The 18,741-nt window shown below is 71.7% G+C and carries 16 protein-coding genes; 5 read left to right on the forward strand and 11 right to left on the reverse strand.

The genetic code is table 11. The features are described from left to right. The first annotated feature begins 582 nt into the window (after positions 1 to 582). Complete coding sequence (gene trpS, locus ACFZBT_RS40140) at positions 583 to 1,578, forward strand: tryptophan--tRNA ligase (RefSeq protein ID WP_391115326.1); 996 nt, start codon at positions 583 to 585, stop codon at positions 1,576 to 1,578. A gap of 39 nt (positions 1,579 to 1,617) precedes the next feature. Here trpS and proC read toward each other — a convergent pair whose 3' ends face one another. The 6 genes from proC to ACFZBT_RS40170 form a co-directional block, all read right to left on the reverse strand. Next, on the reverse strand, positions 1,618 to 2,430 hold the full coding sequence (gene proC / locus ACFZBT_RS40145) for a pyrroline-5-carboxylate reductase (protein ID WP_391115329.1): 813 nt from the start codon (positions 2,428 to 2,430) through the stop codon (positions 1,618 to 1,620). A gap of 107 nt (positions 2,431 to 2,537) precedes the next feature. Then, a complete protein-coding gene (locus ACFZBT_RS40150) occupies positions 2,538 to 3,344 on the reverse strand; it encodes an ABC transporter permease (protein ID WP_391115331.1) in 807 nt (268 codons plus the stop codon). After that, the gene (locus ACFZBT_RS40155) at positions 3,341 to 4,156 is read right to left on the reverse strand and encodes an ATP-binding cassette domain-containing protein (protein ID WP_391115334.1); all 816 of its coding nucleotides are present in this window, start codon (positions 4,154 to 4,156) and stop codon (positions 3,341 to 3,343) included. The genes ACFZBT_RS40150 and ACFZBT_RS40155 overlap by 4 nt, the downstream gene beginning before the upstream one ends. Positions 4,157 to 4,211: 55 nt before the next feature. Then, a complete protein-coding gene (locus ACFZBT_RS40160) occupies positions 4,212 to 5,066 on the reverse strand; it encodes a methyltransferase domain-containing protein (RefSeq protein WP_391115337.1) in 855 nt (284 codons plus the stop codon). Between the two features lie 59 nt (positions 5,067 to 5,125). Beyond that, entirely contained in the window at positions 5,126 to 5,605 is a 480-nt protein-coding gene (locus ACFZBT_RS40165) for an EamA/RhaT family transporter (RefSeq protein ID WP_391115340.1), read from the reverse strand. 373 nt (positions 5,606 to 5,978) lie between these two features. Next, positions 5,979 to 6,290 carry an SH3 domain-containing protein gene (locus ACFZBT_RS40170; RefSeq protein ID WP_391115342.1) on the reverse strand — a complete coding sequence of 104 codons (312 nt, stop codon included), beginning with the start codon at positions 6,288 to 6,290 and terminating at the stop codon, positions 5,979 to 5,981. Between the two features lie 181 nt (positions 6,291 to 6,471). On the opposite strand from ACFZBT_RS40170, the gene ACFZBT_RS40175 reads away from it, so the two are divergent. Beyond that, on the forward strand, positions 6,472 to 8,595 hold the full coding sequence (locus ACFZBT_RS40175; RefSeq protein ID WP_391115345.1) for a PQQ-binding-like beta-propeller repeat protein: 2,124 nt from the start codon (positions 6,472 to 6,474) through the stop codon (positions 8,593 to 8,595). A 42-nt stretch (positions 8,596 to 8,637) separates the two neighbouring features. On the opposite strand, the gene ilvD is transcribed toward ACFZBT_RS40175, so the two are convergent. From ilvD to ACFZBT_RS40195, 4 genes are all read right to left on the reverse strand, one after another. Next, a complete protein-coding gene (gene ilvD / locus ACFZBT_RS40180) occupies positions 8,638 to 10,491 on the reverse strand; it encodes a dihydroxy-acid dehydratase (protein WP_391115348.1) in 1,854 nt (617 codons plus the stop codon). Positions 10,492 to 10,622: 131 nt separating this feature from the next. Continuing rightward, the gene (locus ACFZBT_RS40185; protein WP_391115351.1) at positions 10,623 to 11,273 is read right to left on the reverse strand and encodes a TetR family transcriptional regulator; all 651 of its coding nucleotides are present in this window, start codon (positions 11,271 to 11,273) and stop codon (positions 10,623 to 10,625) included. Continuing rightward, complete coding sequence (locus tag ACFZBT_RS40190; protein WP_382490784.1) at positions 11,270 to 12,094, reverse strand: sugar phosphate isomerase/epimerase family protein; 825 nt, start codon at positions 12,092 to 12,094, stop codon at positions 11,270 to 11,272. The genes ACFZBT_RS40185 and ACFZBT_RS40190 overlap by 4 nt, the downstream gene beginning before the upstream one ends. A 139-nt stretch (positions 12,095 to 12,233) precedes the next feature. Further along, positions 12,234 to 13,166 carry a Ppx/GppA family phosphatase gene (locus ACFZBT_RS40195; RefSeq protein WP_391115354.1) on the reverse strand — a complete coding sequence of 311 codons (933 nt, stop codon included), beginning with the start codon at positions 13,164 to 13,166 and terminating at the stop codon, positions 12,234 to 12,236. A gap of 71 nt (positions 13,167 to 13,237) precedes the next feature. On the opposite strand from ACFZBT_RS40195, the gene ACFZBT_RS40200 reads away from it, so the two are divergent. Continuing rightward, positions 13,238 to 14,038, forward strand: coding sequence for a hypothetical protein (locus ACFZBT_RS40200; protein WP_391115356.1), 801 nt, complete (start codon positions 13,238 to 13,240; stop codon positions 14,036 to 14,038). 47 nt (positions 14,039 to 14,085) lie between these two features. Here the strand turns inward: ACFZBT_RS40200 and ACFZBT_RS40205 are convergent, their stop codons facing one another. Further along, complete coding sequence (locus tag ACFZBT_RS40205) at positions 14,086 to 15,792, reverse strand: hypothetical protein (protein ID WP_391115359.1); 1,707 nt, start codon at positions 15,790 to 15,792, stop codon at positions 14,086 to 14,088. 246 nt (positions 15,793 to 16,038) lie between these two features. Here ACFZBT_RS40205 and radA point away from each other — a divergent pair, with 246 nt between their 5' ends. Both radA and disA read left to right on the forward strand, forming a co-directional pair. Further along, positions 16,039 to 17,448 (forward strand): DNA repair protein RadA, encoded by a 1,410-nt coding sequence (gene radA / locus ACFZBT_RS40210; RefSeq protein WP_391115362.1) that lies wholly within the window; start codon positions 16,039 to 16,041, stop codon positions 17,446 to 17,448. Between the two features lie 80 nt (positions 17,449 to 17,528). Continuing rightward, positions 17,529 to 18,653, forward strand: a complete 1,125-nt coding sequence (gene disA, locus ACFZBT_RS40215) for a DNA integrity scanning diadenylate cyclase DisA (RefSeq protein ID WP_391115365.1) — start codon at positions 17,529 to 17,531, stop codon at positions 18,651 to 18,653. The last annotated feature ends 88 nt before the right edge of the window (positions 18,654 to 18,741 follow it).

Genomic DNA, 18,741 nt, shown 5'->3' on the forward strand with positions numbered 1-18,741 from the left:
ATCAGATCTTTCCGATCCGATTTCCTCGGTGCTTTCCAGGTTCCCGCTTCCGCGTTTCCCTTTCCGGCGGTTCCGACTCTATCAGATCCTTTCGGACCTGATCCCCAGTCAGTGGGGTTTGTCTTTGCGGCTGTTGGGCCGTTCCGACGAGTGAGACTTTAGCGGATTCCCCGGCTCCCGAGCGAATCGGGGGCCTCGTTCTTTCGAACGGAGATTCCTCATTCCGTAAATACGCATACCAATGAAACGACGACAGGCGTACTGCGCGTCGAAGAGTGGTTGGTACTTCCGGAGTGGCTGCCCGGGGACCGACCGGAGTCGGCGCTCACGTCGGGCAACTCGGAGAACACTACGGACGGGGGTTGGGCGTGTCAACTCGGGGGCGGGCGGCACTCCGGAGGCGTAGCCTGGGCTGCATGACGACGCGTACGTGCACCCAGCTGTGGTGGGCCGCCTGACGGCGGCCGCTCTCGCGTATGCATTCAACGGCCGCCGCTTCGGCGGCCGTTCTTGTTTCTCCCTCCGGAACCACCGAGGGACGGCCGCCCGGGGCGGCGGTCCCGGCCAGGAGGTGGAGGAGAGATGACACGGGTCTTCAGCGGGGTCAAGCCGACGGGGCATCTGACGCTGGGGAACTACTTGGGAGCCATGCGGCGGTGGGCTGCCGTCGACCAGCACGAGGCCGATGCCTTGTTCTGTGTCGTCGATCTGCATGCCTTGACCGTGGAGCATGATCCGGCGCGGGTGCGCCGGCTGAGTCGGCAGGCGGCGACGTTGCTGCTGGCGTCCGGGCTGGATCCGGACGAGTGCACGGTGTTCGTGCAGAGCCATGTGGACGAGCACGCTCGGCTGTCGTATGTGCTGGAGTGCGTCGCCACCGACGGCGAGATGCGGCGGATGATCCAGTACAAGGAGAAGGCCGCGCGGGAGCAGCGGCGGGGTGGGAGTGTGCGGCTGTCGCTGCTGACCTACCCGGTGCTGATGGCGGCGGACATCCTGGCCTACGGGGCCGATGAGGTGCCGGTCGGGGACGATCAGCGGCAGCATGTGGAGCTGGCGCGGGATATCGCCGTGCGGTTCAACCAGCGGTACGGGCATACGTTCGTGGTGCCACGGGCCACGCGTCCCGAGGTCGCGGCTCGGGTGATGAATCTGCAGGATCCGATGTCGAAGATGGGCAAGAGCGACGACGTCGGGCCGGGGATCGTCTATCTGTTGGACGAGCCGGACGTGGTGCGGAAGAAGGTCATGCGGGCGGTGACCGACAGCGGGCGTGAGGTCGTCTACGACCGGGAGGCCCGGCCGGGGCTCGCGAATCTGCTGGAGATTCTCGCCGCGTGCTCGGGTGAGGAGCCGGAGAGGTTGAGCGGCGCGTACGCGTCGTACGGGGATCTGAAGAAGGACACCGCTGAGGCGGTGGTGGAGGTGCTTCGGCCGGTTCAGAAGCGCCACAAGGAGTTGTGCGCGGACCCCGGGTATGTGGAGCGCGTGCTGCGGGACGGGGCGGAGCGGGCGCGGGGGATGGCTCGGCCGACGGTGGATGCCGCTTATCGCGCGATCGGGTTGCTCCCGGCGTGATGTGCCGCGGGGGCGGGTGATCGGCCCGCCCCCGGGTGCTCAGCTGTTGTTGCCGGAGGCCAGGGCGCGGCTGCGGTCGCGGGCGGCTTCGAGGGCGGCGATGAGGGCGGCTCGTACGCCGTGGCTCTCGAGTTCGCGGATGGCGTTGATCGTCGTGCCCGCGGGGGACGTGACGTTCTCGCGGAGCTTGACCGGGTGCTCGCCGCTGTCGCGGAGCATCGTCGCGGCGCCGATGGCGGACTGGACGATCAGGTCGTGGGCCTTGTCGCGGGGCAGGCCGAGGAGGATGCCGGCGTCGGTCATGGCTTCGACCAGGTAGAAGAAGTAGGCCGGGCCGGAGCCGGAGAGTGCGGTGCAGGCGTCCTGCTGGGACTCGGGGACGCGGAGCGTCTTGCCGACGCCGCCGAAGATCTCCTCGGTGTGGGCGAGGTGGTCGGCGGTGGCGTGGGTGCCGGCGGAGATGACGGACATCGCCTCGTCGACGAGGGCCGGGGTGTTCGTCATGACGCGGACGACCGGGGTGCCGGTGGCGAGGCGTTCCTCGAAGTACGCCGTGGGGATGCCGGCGGCGCCGCTGATGACCAGGCGGTCTGCGGGGACGTGGGGGGCGAGTTCGTCGAGGAGCGTGCCCATGTCCTGCGGTTTGACCGTGAGGATCAGGGTGTCGGCGGTCTTCGCGGCTTCCGGGTTGGTGACCGGGGTGACGCCGTAGCGGGTGCGGAGTTCCTCGGCCCGTTCCTGGCGGCGGGCGGTGACCAGGAGGTCGGCCGGGTTCCAGCCGGCGCGGATCATGCCGCTGAGCAGGGCTTCGCCGATCTTGCCGGTGCCGAGGACTGCGACTTTCTGGGTCATGGCTGGGGTGTCCTCCGGAGGGTGCGCGTCGTCCGGTTCATCCTCGCACTCGGGGGCTGTGGGGCGGGGGTGTGTCCGGTGGGCGGGATGTCGGGCGGGCCCTCGGATCATGCCGTCCTGCGTCGTAGCGTCGCGGCGCCCAGGGTCAGGACCAGGAGGGCGCAGCCCGCCACGATCAGGGCGTCTCGTACGAAGGTGGCCGTCATGTCGGTGTGGTGGAGGACCTCGTTCATGCCGTCCACGGCGTAGGACATGGGGAGGACGTCGGAGATGGTCTCCAGGACCGGGTGCATGGCGTCGCGCGGGGTGAACAGGCCGCAGAGGAGGAGCTGGGGGAAGATCACCGCCGGCATGAACTGGACCGCCTGGAATTCCGATGCCGCGAAGGCCGAGACGAAGAGGCCTAGCGCGGTGCCCAGGAGGGCGTCGAGGAGGGCCACCAGGAGGAGGAGCCAGGGGCTGCCGGTGACGTCGAGGCCGAGGAACCAGACCGCGAGGCCTGTGGCCAGGGCGGACTGGATGATCGCGAGGGTGCCGAAGGCGAGGGCGTAGCCGGCGATGAGGTCGCCCTTGCCGAGGGGCATGGCGAGGAGGCGTTCGAGGGTGCCGGAGGTGCGTTCGCGCAGGGTGGCGATGGAGGTCACCAGGAACATCGTGATCAGCGGGAAGATCCCGAGGAGGGACGCGCCGATGCTGTCGAAGGTGCGGGGGGTGCCGTCGAAGACGTAGCGGAGCAGGAGCAGCATCACGCAGGGGATGAGGAGCAGGAGCACGATCGTGCGGGGGTCGTGGGTGAGCTGGCGCAGGACTCGGGTGGTGGTGGCCGTGGTGCGGGCGAGGCTCAGGGCCTTCGGTGTGGTGGTTGTGGTAGCTGGGGTGGTGGGGGTGGCGGTTGTGGTGCCAGGGGTCGTCATCGTGTCGTCTCCTTCGGGCGGGATGCCGCCTTCGCTTCGTCCACCAGGTGCAGGAAGGCCTCCTCGACCGTCTCGGCGCCGGTGGCGGTGCGCAGGGCGTCGGGGGTGTCGTCGGCGAGGAGCTCGCCCTCGCGCATGAGGAGGAGGCGGTGGCAGCGCTCGGCCTCGTCCATGACGTGGGAGGAGACGAGGAGGGTGGCGCCGCGGGTCGTCGCGATGTCGTGGAAGAGGTTCCAGAGGTCGCGGCGCAGGACCGGGTCGAGGCCGACCGTGGGTTCGTCGAGGACCAGGAGGTCGGGGGTGCCGAGGAGGGCGACGGCCAGGGAGACGCGGTTGCGCTGGCCGCCGGAGAGGTTGCCGGCCAGGGCGTCGGTGTGGGTGGTGAGGTCGACGTCGGCGATCGCGCGGGTGACGTTCTCCTCGCGGCGGTCGGCTGCGGATCGGCCGGGGTCGAGGATCGCGGCGAAGTAGTCGAGGTTCTGGCGGACGGTCAGGTCGTCGTAGACGGACGGGGCCTGGGTGACGTAGCCGATGCGGGTGCGCAGGGTGGGGTGGCCTGCGGGGTGGCCGAGGACGTCGAGGGTGCCGGTGATCTTGGCCTGGGTGCCGACGATGGAGCGCATGAGGGTCGACTTGCCGCAGCCGGAGGGGCCGAGGAGACCGGTGATCTGGCCTCGGGGGACGGTGAAGCCGAGGGCTCGCAGGACCGTGCGGGGGCCTCGGGTGACGGTGAGGTTGTCGGCGTGTACGGCTGCGGGGTCTGTGGTGGGGTTCGCGCCGGGGCGTGGTCGGCCGGGAGCATTATTCATCATGTGATGAATAATGCTCCCGGTGGTGGGGTGCGTCAAGCAGGAGGTCGGTCCGGGGTCAGGGTTTGGTCTTCGCTAGCAGGAGGACCACCTCGTAGACCTCCTCGACGGAACCGTCCGGGAAGGCGCTGAGCAGGTGCTCGCGTTCGTCGGCGAGGAAGGACGCGGTGTGTTCCTCGTCGTGGACCAGGAAGACCGAGTGGGTGGCGAGGTTGGCGAGGTGGGTGTCGACCGGGACGCGGCGGCTCCAGCGGACCGTGCGGCGGGTGAAGTCGAGGCGGCCGGTGGGGTCGGCGGCGCGGGCGTTGACGTTTCGTTTCTCGGCGGAGATGTCGATGCCGAAGTGGCGCCCGGTGCGGGCGGCGGCCTCGGCGATCCAGGGCACGTCGAGGGCGTCGGTGTTCCACCAGAGGGCGAGCGCGCCGCCGGGGCGCAGGACGCGGAGGGCCTCCGGGACGGCGCGGGCCGGGTCGGTCCAGTGCCAGGCCTGGGCGTAGGTGACGAAGTCGAGGGAGGCGGTGGCGAGGGGGAGGTCGTCGCCGGTGCCGCGGATGATCGGGACGGTGGGGAGGGTGCGGCGGAATTGCGCTGCCATGCCGTCGCCGGGTTCCACCGCGACGACGTCCGCGCCCCGGGCGTTCAGGAGGGCGGTCGCTATGCCGGTGCCTGCGCCGATGTCTGCGACGCGGGAGCCGGGGAGGGGGTGGCCGGCCAGGTCTTCTATCGCGTCGAAGAGGGCTGGGGGGTAGGAGGGGCGGTTGGCCGCGTATCGGGCTGCGGCGGTGTTGAAGGAGTGGGCTCGGGCGGTTCGGGTGGAGTGGGGTTCTGTGGTGGGTCGTTCCGTGGTGGTGTCGGCTCCGGGGGTGGTGTCGGCTCCGGGGGTGGGGTGGTGGGCCGAGGACGGTGTGGTCATGCGGCCATGGTGGCCGGGGGTGGGGTGGGGGCGGTGAGATTTGGGTGAGAGGTGGCGGGTTATCGGCGTCTCTTCGAGGGGTTGCCGGAGCGGCGGGTGGTGCCCTTCTCGTGTCGCTTGCGGGCTGCCTCGTACTCCTCGCGGTGGAGCTTCTCGCCGGGGGCCTCGGTGAGGGAGCGGAAGAAGTACGCGAGGAGGGAGCCGACGAAGCCGATGGCCAGGAGGCCGCGGAGGGATGCCTGGCGGTCGGGGTCGGGGCGGCGGGTGAAGCCGTCCCAGGTGTGGCGGAAGGCCATCGCGCTGCAGATCGCGAACATCACGATCATGAGGAGCGAGACGAAGCCGCCGATCGCGGCGATCTGGAGGCCCTGGTAGGCGAGGCGGAGGACCAGGCAGGCCGCGGCCGCGGTGGCCAGTGAGCCGATGGCTACGGCGATGCGGCGGGGGGTGTAGCCGTGGTCGTGGTTCAGCCAGGTCGTGCCGAAGAAGCGGATGGGGTCGGGGGACGGGCCGGGGGGTGTGCCGTTTTCTGCGCTCACGGGCCGATTATCGCGCGGGGGTGTGGTGGGCTGCGGGGGCCTGTGGGGCTTTGGCGGCGGTGCGCGTCCGCGCCTGGCGCCGGGGGTGGGTCGGGGCCGCGCCGGGGGGTGTCCGTCCTCGGAACGTCGCGATGGGGTCGGACGCCGACTGACTGTCCGTTGACGCGACAACCGCTGCGGGCGGACACCCCCCGACACGTCCCCTTGCGTCCGTCCGGCGGGTGCGGGTGCGGTGGGCGGTGGTCCCACGAGCACGTGCCGGGCGCGGGTGCGCGGTGGTCCCACGAGCACGTGCCGGGCGCGGGGGTCCCGCGAGCGCATGCCGCGGGCGGCCCGCAGTGGGGGCGGGCCGCTCGCGGTTGTGTGGTGCGGGTCAGGAGCAGCGGGGGCGGATGTAGCCGTCGCTGCCTGTGTTCACGTAGGCGTCCGAGATGTACTGGCCGCTCGCGATGTTGTCCCAGATGGTGGTCGTGCCGTACGGGCCCGTGACGCGCGTGCCCGGTGTCTGGCAGTGGATGGCTACCCGGGCGCCTTCCGGCAGGGTCCTGACGACCGGGTAGCCGGTGCCGGGGCCGCTGCGGACGTTGAGGCTGACGCCGGGTGCGATCGAGTAGTACGTGGCCGCGGCGGCCAGTGTGGTGACCACCGGCGTTCCGGTGCTGGGTCTGACCTGTTCTACAGACATGAAAAACCTCCCCCGTTGACCCCATGGCAGCCATGGGGTCCCGTTGATTCCCTTGAATCACGCCATCAAACACTTGTGCGTGATTCGTCAGCGGAGGCTAGCAAGCCGCCTCTGTCCCGTACGAGTCATCGACTAGGCTCCGTGCGTCGCGCGCGCGAACGAACAGCACGGGGGTGGTTCCATGGCGGCGCAGGGAAACGCCGGAGCGGGCGCGGAAGCGGAACTTCCTGAATATGCCGGTCACTACCGGCTCGAGGAGTGTCTGGGTTCGGGCGGCATGGGTGTCGTGCATCTGGCGCGGAGCACCTCCGGGATGAAGCTGGCCGTGAAGGTGGTACACGGGCGGTTCGCCGAGGACCCCGAGTTCAGGGGGCGTTTCCGGCAGGAGGTGGGGGCGGCCCGGCGGGTCAGCGGGGCCTTCACCGCGCCCGTTGTGGATGCCGATCCCGAAGCCGTGCGGCCCTGGATGGCGACGCTGTTCATTCCGGGCCCGACACTGTCCGAAGAGGTGAAGCGGAACGGGCCCTTGGGTCCGGCCCAGTTGCGTCGGGTGATGGCCGGGCTCGCGGAGGCGCTGCGCGACATCCATCGGGTCGGGGTCGTGCACCGGGACCTGAAGCCGAGCAACGTCCTGCTCGCCGAGGACGGGCCGAAGGTCATCGACTTCGGCATTTCCCGGCCGAAGGACAGCGAGTTGCGGACCGAGACCGGGAAGCTGATCGGTACGCCGCCCTTCATGGCGCCCGAGCAGTTCCGGCGGCCCAGGGAAGTGGGGCCCGCCGCCGACGTGTTCGCCCTCGGGTCGGTGATGGTGCACGCGGCCACCGGGCGGGGGCCGTTCGATTCCGACAGTCCCTATGTCGTCGCCTATCAGGTCGTGCACGATGAGCCTGAGTTGGCCGGCGTACCGGAACAGTTGGCGCCGCTCGTGCTGCGGTGTCTCGCCAAGGAGCCCGAGGACCGGCCCACTCCCGACGAGTTGATGCGGGAACTGCGATCGGTGTCGGCGTCGTACGACACGCAGGTGTTCATACCGGCGCAGCGGGGGGATGAGGCGCCGGGTGCGGGTGAGTCCGCCGTTGTGACGCCTTCCGTCGCGTCCCCGCAGCGGTTCCGGCTGCGTCTTGGCAAGCGGGCCGTCTTGGGGGCCGGTGCCCTTGGGCTGGCCGTGGTCGGGGGGTTCGCGGTGGTGCCTCTGCTCGGGGGCGGTCCTGCTCCGGCGCCCGCGGTCAGTGCGCCGCGGACGACGGCTGCCGCCTTCACGGCGTGGGCGGCGACGCCGTTGTCCGGGACGGGTGGCACGCCTTTGTGCTCGTACGCGGCCGGGAAGTTGCTGTGCGCGCAGAGCGGGCTGGTCTTCGCTCTCGATCCGGCCGACGGGCGGCTGTTGTGGGAGTACCCGCTGGAGGGGGTTGCCGCCGAGGGGCCGGCGAGTGGGGCTCCGGTCGTGTCGGGTGATCTGGTGCTGGCGGGGCTCGGGCACGGGGAGCGGTTGACCGCGCTGGATCCGGAGTCGGGTGATGTGCTCCGGCGGCAGGCCATGTCCATGTCGGGTGGGGTGCAGGCGGTGGGAGGGATGGTGCTGCTCACCGCGGCCGACGGCACGGTGGCGGGTGTGGACAGTGCCTCCGGGGACGTGAAGTGGCGTCAGCCGATTCCGGGGCAGGGCGTGCCGTACTTCGTGGCCTTCCCTGGGGATCCGCTGGCGTATGCGGCGACCGTGTCCGGCGATGGGGCCACGACGAAGGTGACGGCGGTGGATCCCGGCACGGGCGAAGTGCGGTGGGACGCGCGGCTGGAAGGGGCGTTGGAGCCGGTCGGGGCGGTGGGCGGGTCGGTCGTGTTCGTCTCGGAGGATGCTGTGCGGGGCGAGGCGCGGGCCGTGGTGCGGTACAGCCCCAAGGGGCGGACGAGCGAGCGTGTGCCGTTGGATATCCCGTTGCAGGGGGTGCAGGGCAGTGTGCGCGGGGACGTCGTCCATCTGATGGCGGAGGGCGGGGGGCTGGTCGCCGTCGATCTGGCGGCGCGCAAGCAGCTGTGGAGTCTGCAGACCGGTGTCGCGCGGGGGTCCGTGCCGGTCGCCGGCGATCGGTATGTGTACGTCACCACGCCGGACGGGCGGCTGCTCGCCGTCGACGGGCGGCGCGGGAAGCTCGTCGGGCAGACGCCTCCTCGGCTGGCGGAGCAGTCGGACCGGGTTCCGGCCACGCTGCCCACGCCCGTGGTCGTGGACGACCATGTCTTCGCCGGTGCTCCGGACGGCAGTGTCTTCGGCGTGGACGGGCGTGATCCGGCCGGGTGGTAGGGGCCGCCGCCGCCTTGCCCTCGCGGGGCGGCCCCGGGGTGGTCAGCCGAGCTTCGACACGTCCCGGACGGCGCCCTTGTCCGCGCTGGTGGCCATCGCGGCGTAGGCGCGCAGGGCGGCGGAGACCTTGCGGTCGCGGTTCTTCGGGGCGTAGACGCCGCCCAGGGACTCTTCGCGGCGGGCCAGTTCGGCGTCGTCGACGAGGAGTTCGATGGTGCGGTTCGGGATGTCGATGCGGATGCGGTCGCCGTCCTCGACGAGGGCGATGGTGCCGCCGCCGGCCGCCTCGGGCGAGGCGTGCCCGATGGAGAGGCCGGACGTGCCGCCGGAGAAGCGGCCGTCGGTGATCAGGGCGCAGGCCTTGCCGAGGCCGCGGCCCTTCAGGTACGAGGTCGGGTAGAGCATCTCCTGCATGCCGGGGCCGCCCTTGGGGCCCTCGTAGCGGATGACGACGACGTCGCCCTCCGTGATCTGCTTCAGCAGGATCTTCTCGACGGCCTCCTCCTGCGACTCGCAGACGACCGCAGGGCCCTCGAAGGTCCAGATCGACTCGTCGACGCCGGCCGTCTTCACCACGCAGCCGTCGACCGCGAGGTTGCCCTTGAGGACCGCGAGGCCGCCGTCCTTGGAGTACGCGTGCTCGACGGAACGGATGCAGCCGCCCTCGGCGTCCTCGTCGAGGGCCTCCCAGCGCTCGGACTGGGAGAAGGCCTCGGCGGAGCGGACGCAGCCGGGGGCCGCATGCCACAGTTCGAGGGCCTTGGGGGACGGGGAGCCGCCGCGGACGTCCCAGGTCTTCAGCCAGTCGGCCAGGGTCGGGCTGTGGACCGAGTGCACGTCCTCGTTGAGCAGGCCGCCGCGGTGCAGTTCGCCGAGGAGGGCGGGGATGCCGCCGGCGCGGTGCACGTCCTCCATGTAGTACGTGCGGTTCTTGGCGACGTTCGGGGCGACCTTGGCGAGGCAGGGGACGCGGCGCGAGACCGCGTCGATCTCCGCGAGGCCGAAGGGGACGTCCGCCTCCTGGGCCGCGGCCAGCAGGTGCAGGATCGTGTTGGTCGAGCCGCCCATGGCGATGTCGAGGGCCATCGCGTTCTCGAAGGCCGCGAAGGTGGCGACGTTGCGCGGCAGGACCGTGTCGTCGTCCTGCTCGTAGTAGCGGCGGGTGATGTCCATGACCGTGTTCGCGGCGTCGACGTAGAGCTGCTTGCGCGCGGTGTGCGTGGCCAGGACCGAGCCGTTGCCGGGGAGGGAGAGGCCGATGGCCTCGGTGAGGCAGTTCATCGAGTTGGCGGTGAACATGCCGGAACAGCTGCCGCAGGTGGGGCAGGCGTTCTCCTCGATGCGGAGGATGTCCTCGTCCGAGATCTTGTCGTTCACGGCGTCGGAGATCGCGTCGACCAGGTCGAGGGTGCGGACCGTGCCGTCGACCAGGGTGGCGCGGCCGGACTCCATCGGGCCGCCGGAGACGAAGACCGTGGGGATGTTGAGGCGCAGGGCCGCGTTCAGCATGCCCGGGGTGATCTTGTCGCAGTTGGAGATGCAGATCAGGGCGTCGGCGCAGTGGGCCTCGACCATGTACTCGACCGAGTCCGCGATCAGGTCGCGGGAGGGGAGGGAGTACAGCATGCCGCCGTGGCCCATGGCGATGCCGTCGTCCACCGCGATGGTGTTGAACTCGCGCGGGATGCCGCCGGCCTCGACGATCGCCTCGCTGACGATCCGGCCGACCGGCTGGAGGTGGGTGTGGCCCGGCACGAACTCGGTGAAGCTGTTGGCGACCGCGATGATCGGCTTGCGGCCGATGTCCGCACCCGGTACACCGGAGGCCCGCATAAGGGCGCGGGCGCCCGCCATGTTGCGGCCGTGGGTGACTGTGCGGGACCTCAGCTCGGGCATCGTCGCTCGCTCCTTCGGATACGGCTGTCAGAGGTATCGGAGAATTCTGACTGCTAACGAGCGTACGCCCGTCATCCAGTGGGCGGGACGGAGCGTCCGGAATACGGGACGGATGTCTCGCATGCGGTGGTTCAGGGGGCGGTGAGGTGCCCCTGCACGACCGGGGCCAGCCGCGCGATGATCTGCTCCGGGTCCGCCGAGGCCAGCGGCTCGACCTTGATGACGTAGCGCAGCACGGCCGTGCCCACGAGCTGGGCGGCGGCGAGCTCGGCGCGCAGTTCCGCGTCCGGCAGGTCCAGGCGGCCGGCGATGCGGCGCAGGACCTGGGTGGCGACGATCCGGCGGAAGACGGCTGCGGCCGTCTCGTTGGTGACGGCGGAGCGGACGATGGCGAGCAGGGGCGTGCGGGTCGCCGGGTTCTCCCAGATGCCGAAGAAGAAGCGGACCAGGCGCTCCCCCACGCCGTCCAGCGGGCCCTCCTCGATGGCTCGCGGTGCCTCCATGGCGGGGGCGAACGACTGGGTGATCGCCGCCTCGAAGACCTGCTCCTTGGTCCCGAAGTAGTGGTGCACGAGCGCCGGGTCGACCCCGGCCGCCTTGGCGATGCCGCGCACGGACGTCTTCTCGTAGCCGCGCTCGGAGAACTCGTCGCGGGCGGTGGTGAGGATACGGTCGCGGGTGTCGGCCGACTCCGTGCGTGGGGGGCGGCCACGGCGGCGGGGGGTCGTGGTGGTGCCGGCTTCGGTGCCTGCGCCGGGTCCGGCCGGGGGGCGGTCGTTCATCGTCGTGGCACCTTCACCGCCGAGGCCAGGTGCAGGCGGGTGAAGGCCAGGGCCTCCGCCAGGTCGGCCTCGCGCTCCGCGCTCGACATGGCACGGCGGGTGTTGACCTCGATGACGACATGGCCGTCGAAGCCGGTGAGGGCGAGCCGCTCCAGCACCTCGGCGCAGGGCTGGTTGCCGCGGCCGGGCACCAGGTGCTCGTCCTTGGCCGATCCCCTGCCGTCGGCGAGGTGGACGTGGCCGAGGCGGTCTCCCATCCGGTCGACCATGTCGAGCGCGTCGGAGCGGGCCGTGGCCGTGTGGCTGAGGTCGATCGTGAAGTGGCGGTAGTCGTCCTTCGTCACGTCCCAGTCGGGGGCGTACGCGAGCATCTCGCGGTCGCGGTAGCGCCAGGGGTACATGTTCTCGACGGCGAACCGTACGTCCGTCTCGTTCGCCATGCGCCAGATGCCCGCGACGAAGTCCCTGGCGTACTGGCGCTGCCAGCGGAAGGGCGGGTGCACGACGACGGTGCTCGCGTCGAGCTTCTCGGCCGCCGCGCGGGCCCGCTGCAGCTTGGTCCAGGGGTCGGTGGACCAGACCCGCTGCGTGATGAGCAGGCAGGGGGCGTGCACGGCCAGGACCGGGATCTGGTGGTAGTCGCTGAGTCTGCGCAGGGCCTCGATGTCCTGGCTCACGGGGTCCGTCCAGACCATGACCTCGACCCCGTCGTAGCCGAGGCGTGCGGCGATCTCGAAGGCCGTGGCCGTCGACTCCGGGTAGACCGAGGCCGTCGACAGGGCGACCTTCGCGTCCGGGATCTTCACGGCTGGCTCTGCCATGCAGGACAGATTACGGGGTGTGGTCGGGGCGGGGCGGGGGGCCTCTTGGCCGTTGTGGTGTTTGCCACGGCGGGGGTGCACGTCCTTCGCAGCTCTCTTACGCGGGCTCCATGCTCTCTTACGCGGGCTCCGTGCTCTCTTATGCGGACTCCATGTGGTCCAGGCGCCGCAGGATCACGCCCTCCCGCAGCGCCCACGGGCAGATCTCCACGCGCTCGACGCCGAACAGGTCCATGGCGCCCTCGGCGACCAGGGCGCCGGCCAGGAGCTGGTTCGCCCTGCCCTCCGAGACGCCCGGCAGCTCGGCCCGTTCCGCCTCCGTCATGCCGGCCAGCCTCGGGACCCAGCCCTCCAGGGACTCACGCTTGAGCTCGCGCTGGACGTAGGGGCCCTCGGCGGAGCGGGCGGCGCCGGCGATGCGGGCCAGCTGCTTGAAGGTCTTCGACGTGGCCACGACATGGTCGGGGGAGCCGATGCGGCTGAACTCGCCGACCGTGCGGGCGATCTCGGTGCGCACATGGCGGCGCAGGGCGCGGACGTCGTCCGGGGAGGGCGGGTCGCCGGGCAGCCACTTGGAGGTGAGGCGGCCGGCGCCCAGCGGCAGCGAGACGGCCGCGTCGGGCTCCTCGTCGATGCCGTAGGCGATCTCCAGGGAGCCGCCGCCGATGTCCAGGACCAGCAGTTTCCCGGCCGACCAGCCGAACCAGCGGCGGGCGGCGAGGAAGGTGAGGCGGGCCTCCTCCGCGCCGGTGAGGACCTGGAGCTCTACGCCGGTCTCGGCCCGCACGCGCGCGAGGACGTCGTCGGCGTTACGGGCCTCGCGCACGGCGGAGGTGGCGAACGGCAGCAGATCCTCGACGCCCTTGTCCTCGGCGGCCTGGAGCGCCTCCTGGACGACGGAGACCAGCCGGTCGACGCCGTGCGGGCCGATCGCGCCGTCGTCGTCGAGGAGCTGGGCGAGGCGCAGTTCCGCCTTGTGCGAGTGCGCGGGCAACGGGCACGCGCCGGGATGCGCGTCCACCACGAGCAGATGCACCGTGTTCGATCCCACGTCGAGGACACCGAGTCTCATGTACGGCACGCTACTGCCAGCCGGGCCGTCCGCCGTCCTCGGTGTGGGTACAAGGCCCGTACCCTGGACCTGTGCCAAAGACGAAAAAGGCGAAGCGCGACAAATCATCGGGCCCCGCGGTGTCCGACGAGAAGGGCCTCGACTTCGCCCGCGCGTGGGTGGAGTTTCCTGATCCGGCGGACGACGAGCAGGTCTTCCGCTGCGATCTGACATGGCTGACCTCTCGCTGGAACTGCATCTTCGGCAGCGGCTGCCAGGGCATCCAGGCCGGCCGCGCGGACGACGGGTGCTGCACGCTGGGTGCCCATTTCTCCGACGAGGACGACGAGAAGCGGGTCGCCGAGCATGTGGCGAGGCTCACGCCGGACATCTGGCAGAACCACGCCGAGGGCACCAGCGGCGGCTGGATCTCCGAGGACGAGGACGGCGACCGGCAGACACGGCCCTTCCAGGGCTCGTGCATCTTCCAGAACCGGCCGGGCTTCCCGGGCGGCGCGGGCTGCTCGCTGCACATCCTCGCCCTGAAGGAGGGCCGCGAGCCGCTGGAGACCAAGCCGGACGTGTGCTGGCAGCTTCCGGTGCGGCGGACGTACGAGTGGATCGACCGGCCCGACGACACGCGCGTGCTGCAGGTGTCGATCGGTGAGTACGACCGGCGCGGCTGGGGTCCGGGCGGCCATGACCTGCACTGGTGGTGCACGTCGGCGACCTCCGCGCACGGCGCGGGCGATCCGGTGTACGTGTCCTACCGGCCGGAGCTGATCGAGCTGATGGGCAAGGCCGGCTACGACCGGCTGGTCGAGCTGTGCGAGGAGCGGCTGGCGTCGCAGCTGCCGTTGCTGGCGCCGCATCCGGCGGATCCGGTCGGCTGACGTGCGTTGATGTCGACTGACCCGCGTTGATGTCCGCCGACCTGCGTCTATGACGTGGACGGGCCAGGGTCGTCGCCGTCCGAGGGCGGGGGTGCCGGGTCCGTCGGGTCGGTCGGGTCCGGGTCAGGGGACGTCGGGTCCGGGTCGGGTGACGGGGGCGGCGTGGTCGGCGTCGGGTCGGGGTCCGGCGCCGAGGCCGTGGGCGTCGGGTCGGGCTGGTGCGGGGGCGGGTCGCTGGGGTGGGGGTCCGGGCCGGGGCCGGGATCGGCGGGGGTGGGCGCGGTGCCGAAGCCCTCGATGTGGACGACGGCGCCTACGGGTGCGACCGCCACCTGCGCGTGCCAGGGGCCGGACGGCTCCCGCAGATGGTCGACGTACACCTTGATCGTCAACGACTCGCCGGGCCGGAGCGTTCCCGAGGACTGGCTGAGGTAGAGCCAGTCGGCTCCCGTGGCGGCGGACCAGCGGACCGGGGCCGGGCCCGTGGCGGTGAGGGTGATCAGGGTGGTGTCGCCGGTGTTGTCCGCCGTGACGTCCAGCGCGCTCGCGCGGCCGGCGCTCGCGACGCCGATGACCTCCACGGACACGTCGGCCTTGCCGTTCTTGCCGAAGCGGGGGCCGGGTCTGGTGCTCGCGTTGCCAGTGTTCTCGTAGCCGCCCCCGGCCATCTCGCCGTCCAGGCCGAGCGGGTCGTCCACCTCCAGCGCTGAGGCGGAGCGGCCGTCCTGGGCCTCGCCCACGGGGGTGCCCCGGTAGGCGGCCCACAGGGCGAGCACGGGGGCGGCCACGACGGTGGCGACGACGGTCGTGGTGACGGCACGCGCGCGGAGCCGGTCCCGTCGGGCGGCGCGGTCCTTGGGGTCCATCGGGTAGCCGCGCCGGTCGAAGCGGGGGGCCGCGCCACGCGCGCGTGGCGGGTGGGCCATGGCGACGTGCAGCGCCGCGAGGGGCGCGGGCAGGACGGGCAGCGCGGCGGGCGTGACGCTGGTGCCGGGCCAGCGGCCGGGGATGGCGCGCTCGGCGGTGCGGCGGCAGCGCGGGCAGTCGTCGACGTGCCGGACGAGCTCGCGGCGCAGGGCCGTGCCGAGCACGAGCCGGTCGTCGCCGACGAGGTGGGCGACGCTCGGACACTCCCCGGTCTCGACCACGGCGAGGGCCGCGCGCGTGCGTTCGACCTCGCAGGCGGCGGAGGCGAGCAGGTCGCGGGTGGCGGCGAGGTCCCTGCCGAGGACGGCGGCGACCTCGTGGGCGGCGAGGTGGTGGCGCACGGCCAGTTCGAGCGCCTCCCGCTGCTCCGGGGTGGTGCCTGCGGCCTCCGGCCAGGCCAGCAGGGCCAGTTCGCCGCGCCGCCGCTCCTGGACCTCCTCGGAGAGGGCCGGAGCGGCTGGGGGGTCGGGGCGCTGTACGCGGCCCGCGGCGTGGCTGCTCGTACGTTTCTGCTTGGCCTCGGCCAGCCCCCGCAGGCACGCCCAGCGGGCCAGCGCGTACAGCCAGGCCCTGCGGTCCGCGGGCGCCTCGGGGGCGTGCCGGCCGCGGCGTTCGGCGAGCGCGAGGACGTCGCCCAGGGCGGCGGTCGCGGCGTCGTGGTCGCACAGCACGGAGAGGCAGTAGGTGAACAGGCCGTCCAGGTAGGGCTCGTAGCGCGCGGGCGGCCGCTGCACCAGCGTGCGCGCCGCGCCGCGGTCACGCGCTTCCCGGTGCGCCCGGTGGGCGCCGGCCGAGCGGGTCGAGATCTCCGGCGTACTGCTCGTCATTCGGCGACCGTAGGGGGCCGGGAGTGTTACCTTCCGGCGGCTTGAGCACATTTAATCCGTACGGGTGAAACGATCCCTCAATAGGGGACAGGAACCAGTTGTTCCGCCGCCGGCGCGGGGTGGCGGGGTCCTGGCGCGCGGGTGACCGGGCTGTCCGGGCGCGCGGGTGGCCGCGCCCTCCGGTCGTACCGACGGCCACGCCCTCCGGTCACCGCGGTGTCAGTGCCTGCGGCTACGGTTTCGTCCATGGCTGCCCGTACGAAGACCACCAAGGACCGTCCTTCCTACCGCTGCACGGAGTGCGGGTGGCAGACGGCGAAGTGGCTCGGCCGCTGCCCCGAGTGCCAGGCCTGGGGGACGGTCGAGGAGTACGGCGCGCCCGCGGTCCGTACGACGACACCGGGCCGGGTCACCACCTCCGCCCTGCCCATCGGCCAGGTGGACGGCCGCCGGGCCACCGCCCGCACCACCGGCGTCCCCGAGCTGGACCGGGTGCTCGGCGGCGGGCTGGTCCCCGGCGCGGTGGTGCTGGTCGCGGGCGAGCCGGGCGTCGGCAAGTCGACGCTCCTGCTCGACGTGGCGGCCAAGTCGGCGAGCGACGAGCACCGCACGCTGTATGTCACGGGCGAGGAGTCGGCGAGCCAGGTCCGGCTGCGCGCCGACCGCATCAACGCCATCGACGACCACCTGTATCTGGCCGCCGAGACGGACCTGGCGGCGGTGCTGGGCCACTTGGACGCGGTGAAGCCGTCGCTGCTGATCCTGGACTCGGTGCAGACGGTGGCCTCCCCGGAGATCGACGGCGCGCCCGGCGGCATGGCCCAGGTGCGGGAGGTCGCCGGGGCCCTGATCCGGGCGTCGAAGGAACGCGGCATGTCCACCCTGCTCGTGGGCCATGTCACCAAGGACGGCGCCATCGCCGGCCCGCGCCTGCTGGAACACCTCGTGGACGTCGTCCTGCACTTCGAGGGCGACCGGCACGCCCGCCTCCGCCTCGTCCGGGGCGTCAAGAACCGCTACGGCACCACCGACGAGGTCGGCTGCTTCGAACTGCACGACGAGGGCATCACGGGCCTCGCGGACCCGAGCGGACTTTTCCTGACACGTCGGGCCGAACCGGTCCCGGGCACCTGCCTGACCGTCACCCTGGAGGGCCGCCGCCCGCTGGTCGCCGAGGTCCAGGCGCTCACGGTCGACTCGCAGATCCCGTCCCCGCGCCGCACCACCTCGGGCCTGGAGACCTCCCGTGTCTCGATGATGCTGGCGGTGCTGGAACAGCGCGGCCGGATCAGCGCCTTGGGCAAGCGGGACATCTACTCCGCGACGGTAGGCGGCGTGAAGCTCTCCGAGCCCGCGGCGGACCTGGCCGTCGCCCTCGCCCTGGCGAGCGCGGCGAGTGACACACCTCTCCCCAAGAACCTGGTCGCGATCGGGGAAGTCGGCCTCGCGGGTGAGGTGAGGCGGGTCACGGGCGTGCAGCGCAGGCTGGCGGAAGCCCACCGCCTGGGCTTCACACACGCCCTGGTGCCGGGCGATCCGGGCAAGATCCCCGCGGGCATGAAGGTTCTGGAAGTCTCGGACATAGGGGACGCGCTGCGCGTCCTTCCGCGCTCCCGTCGCAGAGAGGCCCCACGGGACGAGGAGGGTCGCCGGTAGACTTTGCGCAGGTCTCGCCCGTCCGTGCGAACCAAGTGTGCGACACGGGGCGCCCCAGAACCTGCGACCGGAGGAGTGCAGTGGCAGCCAACGACCGGGCAGCAGCTCCCGGAAAATCCGGTGGGAGTGCCGGTACCGATGGCCTGATGCGCGCTTCACTGAGCGCCGTGGCACCCGGAACCGCCCTGCGTGACGGCCTGGAGCGGGTGCTCCGGGGCAATACCGGCGGTCTCATCGTGCTGGGGTCCGACAAGACGGTCGAGGCGCTGTGCAGCGGCGGTTTCGTGCTGGACGTCGAGTTCACCGCGACCCGGCTGCGCGAGCTGTGCAAGCTGGACGGCGGCATCGTGCTGTCCTCGGACCTGTCGAAGATTTTGCGCGCGGGCGTGCAGCTGGTCCCGGACCCGACGATCCCCACCGAGGAGACCGGCACCCGGCACCGCACCGCTGACCGCGTCAGCAGGCAGGTCGGCTTCCCGGTGGTCTCGGTCTCGCAGTCGATGCGGCTGATCGCCCTGTACGTCGACGGTCAGCGCCGCGTCCTGGAGGACTCGGCGGCGATCCTGTCCCGTGCCAACCAGGCCCTCGCCACCCTGGAGCGCTACAAGCTCCGCCTCGACGAGGTCGCGGGCACGCTGTCGGCGCTGGAGATCGAGGACCTGGTGACCGTCCGGGACGTCTCGGCGGTCGCCCAGCGCCTGGAGATGGTGCGCCGCATCGCGACGGAGATCGCCGAGTACGTGGTGGAGCTGGGCACGGACGGGCGCCTGCTGGCCCTCCAGCTGGACGAGCTGATCGCCGGTGTGGAGCCCGAGCGCGAGCTGGTCGTCCGGGACTACGTCCCCGAGCCGACCGCCAAGCGGTCCCGTACGGTCGACGAGGCGCTGGCCGAGCTCGACGCCCTCACCCACGCCGAGCTGCTCGAACTGCCCATCGTGGCACGGGCCCTGGGTTACACGGGCTCGCCCGAGACGCTGGACTCGGCGGTGTCCCCGCGCGGCTTCCGCCTCCTGGCCAAGGTGCCCCGGCTCCCCGGAGCGATCATCGACCGCCTGGTGGAGCACTTCGGCGGCCTGCAGAAGCTGCTCGCCGCGAGCGTCGACGACCTCCAGGCGGTGGACGGCGTGGGAGAGGCCCGGGCACGCAGTGTGCGGGAGGGCCTGTCGCGGCTGGCGGAGTCGTCGATCCTGGAGCGGTACGTCTAGGGCCTGTCGTTTGGATCACGGCGCAGGGAATCGGCAGCACTTCTTCGACGCCGGTGAGCGGGGCCTGGTGCGTGCAGCTGCAAGGCGG

The sequence above is a fragment of the Streptomyces sp. NPDC008137 genome (assembly GCF_042957035.1).
Lineage (GTDB): Bacteria > Actinomycetota > Actinomycetes > Streptomycetales > Streptomycetaceae > Streptomyces.

Excerpts from the sequence above, each read along its gene's own strand:
- trpS (WP_391115326.1), top strand. The coding sequence starts at position 583 with ATGACACGGGTCTTCAGCGGGGTCAAGCCGACGGGGCATCTGACGCTG.
- proC (WP_391115329.1), bottom strand. The coding sequence starts at position 2,430 with ATGACCCAGAAAGTCGCAGTCCTCGGCACCGGCAAGATCGGCGAAGCC.
- ilvD (WP_391115348.1), bottom strand. The coding sequence starts at position 10,491 with ATGCCCGAGCTGAGGTCCCGCACAGTCACCCACGGCCGCAACATGGCG.
- ACFZBT_RS40160 (WP_391115337.1), bottom strand. The coding sequence starts at position 5,066 with ATGACCACACCGTCCTCGGCCCACCACCCCACCCCCGGAGCCGACACC.
- ACFZBT_RS40170 (WP_391115342.1), bottom strand. The coding sequence starts at position 6,290 with ATGTCTGTAGAACAGGTCAGACCCAGCACCGGAACGCCGGTGGTCACC.
- ACFZBT_RS40155 (WP_391115334.1), bottom strand. The coding sequence starts at position 4,156 with ATGATGAATAATGCTCCCGGCCGACCACGCCCCGGCGCGAACCCCACC.
- ACFZBT_RS40205 (WP_391115359.1), bottom strand. The coding sequence starts at position 15,792 with ATGACGAGCAGTACGCCGGAGATCTCGACCCGCTCGGCCGGCGCCCAC.
- ACFZBT_RS40190 (WP_382490784.1), bottom strand. The coding sequence starts at position 12,094 with ATGGCAGAGCCAGCCGTGAAGATCCCGGACGCGAAGGTCGCCCTGTCG.
- ACFZBT_RS40150 (WP_391115331.1), bottom strand. The coding sequence starts at position 3,344 with ATGACGACCCCTGGCACCACAACCGCCACCCCCACCACCCCAGCTACC.
- radA (WP_391115362.1), top strand. The coding sequence starts at position 16,039 with ATGGCTGCCCGTACGAAGACCACCAAGGACCGTCCTTCCTACCGCTGC.
- ACFZBT_RS40195 (WP_391115354.1), bottom strand. The coding sequence starts at position 13,166 with ATGAGACTCGGTGTCCTCGACGTGGGATCGAACACGGTGCATCTGCTC.
- ACFZBT_RS40185 (WP_391115351.1), bottom strand. The coding sequence starts at position 11,273 with ATGAACGACCGCCCCCCGGCCGGACCCGGCGCAGGCACCGAAGCCGGC.
- ACFZBT_RS40175 (WP_391115345.1), top strand. The coding sequence starts at position 6,472 with ATGGCGGCGCAGGGAAACGCCGGAGCGGGCGCGGAAGCGGAACTTCCT.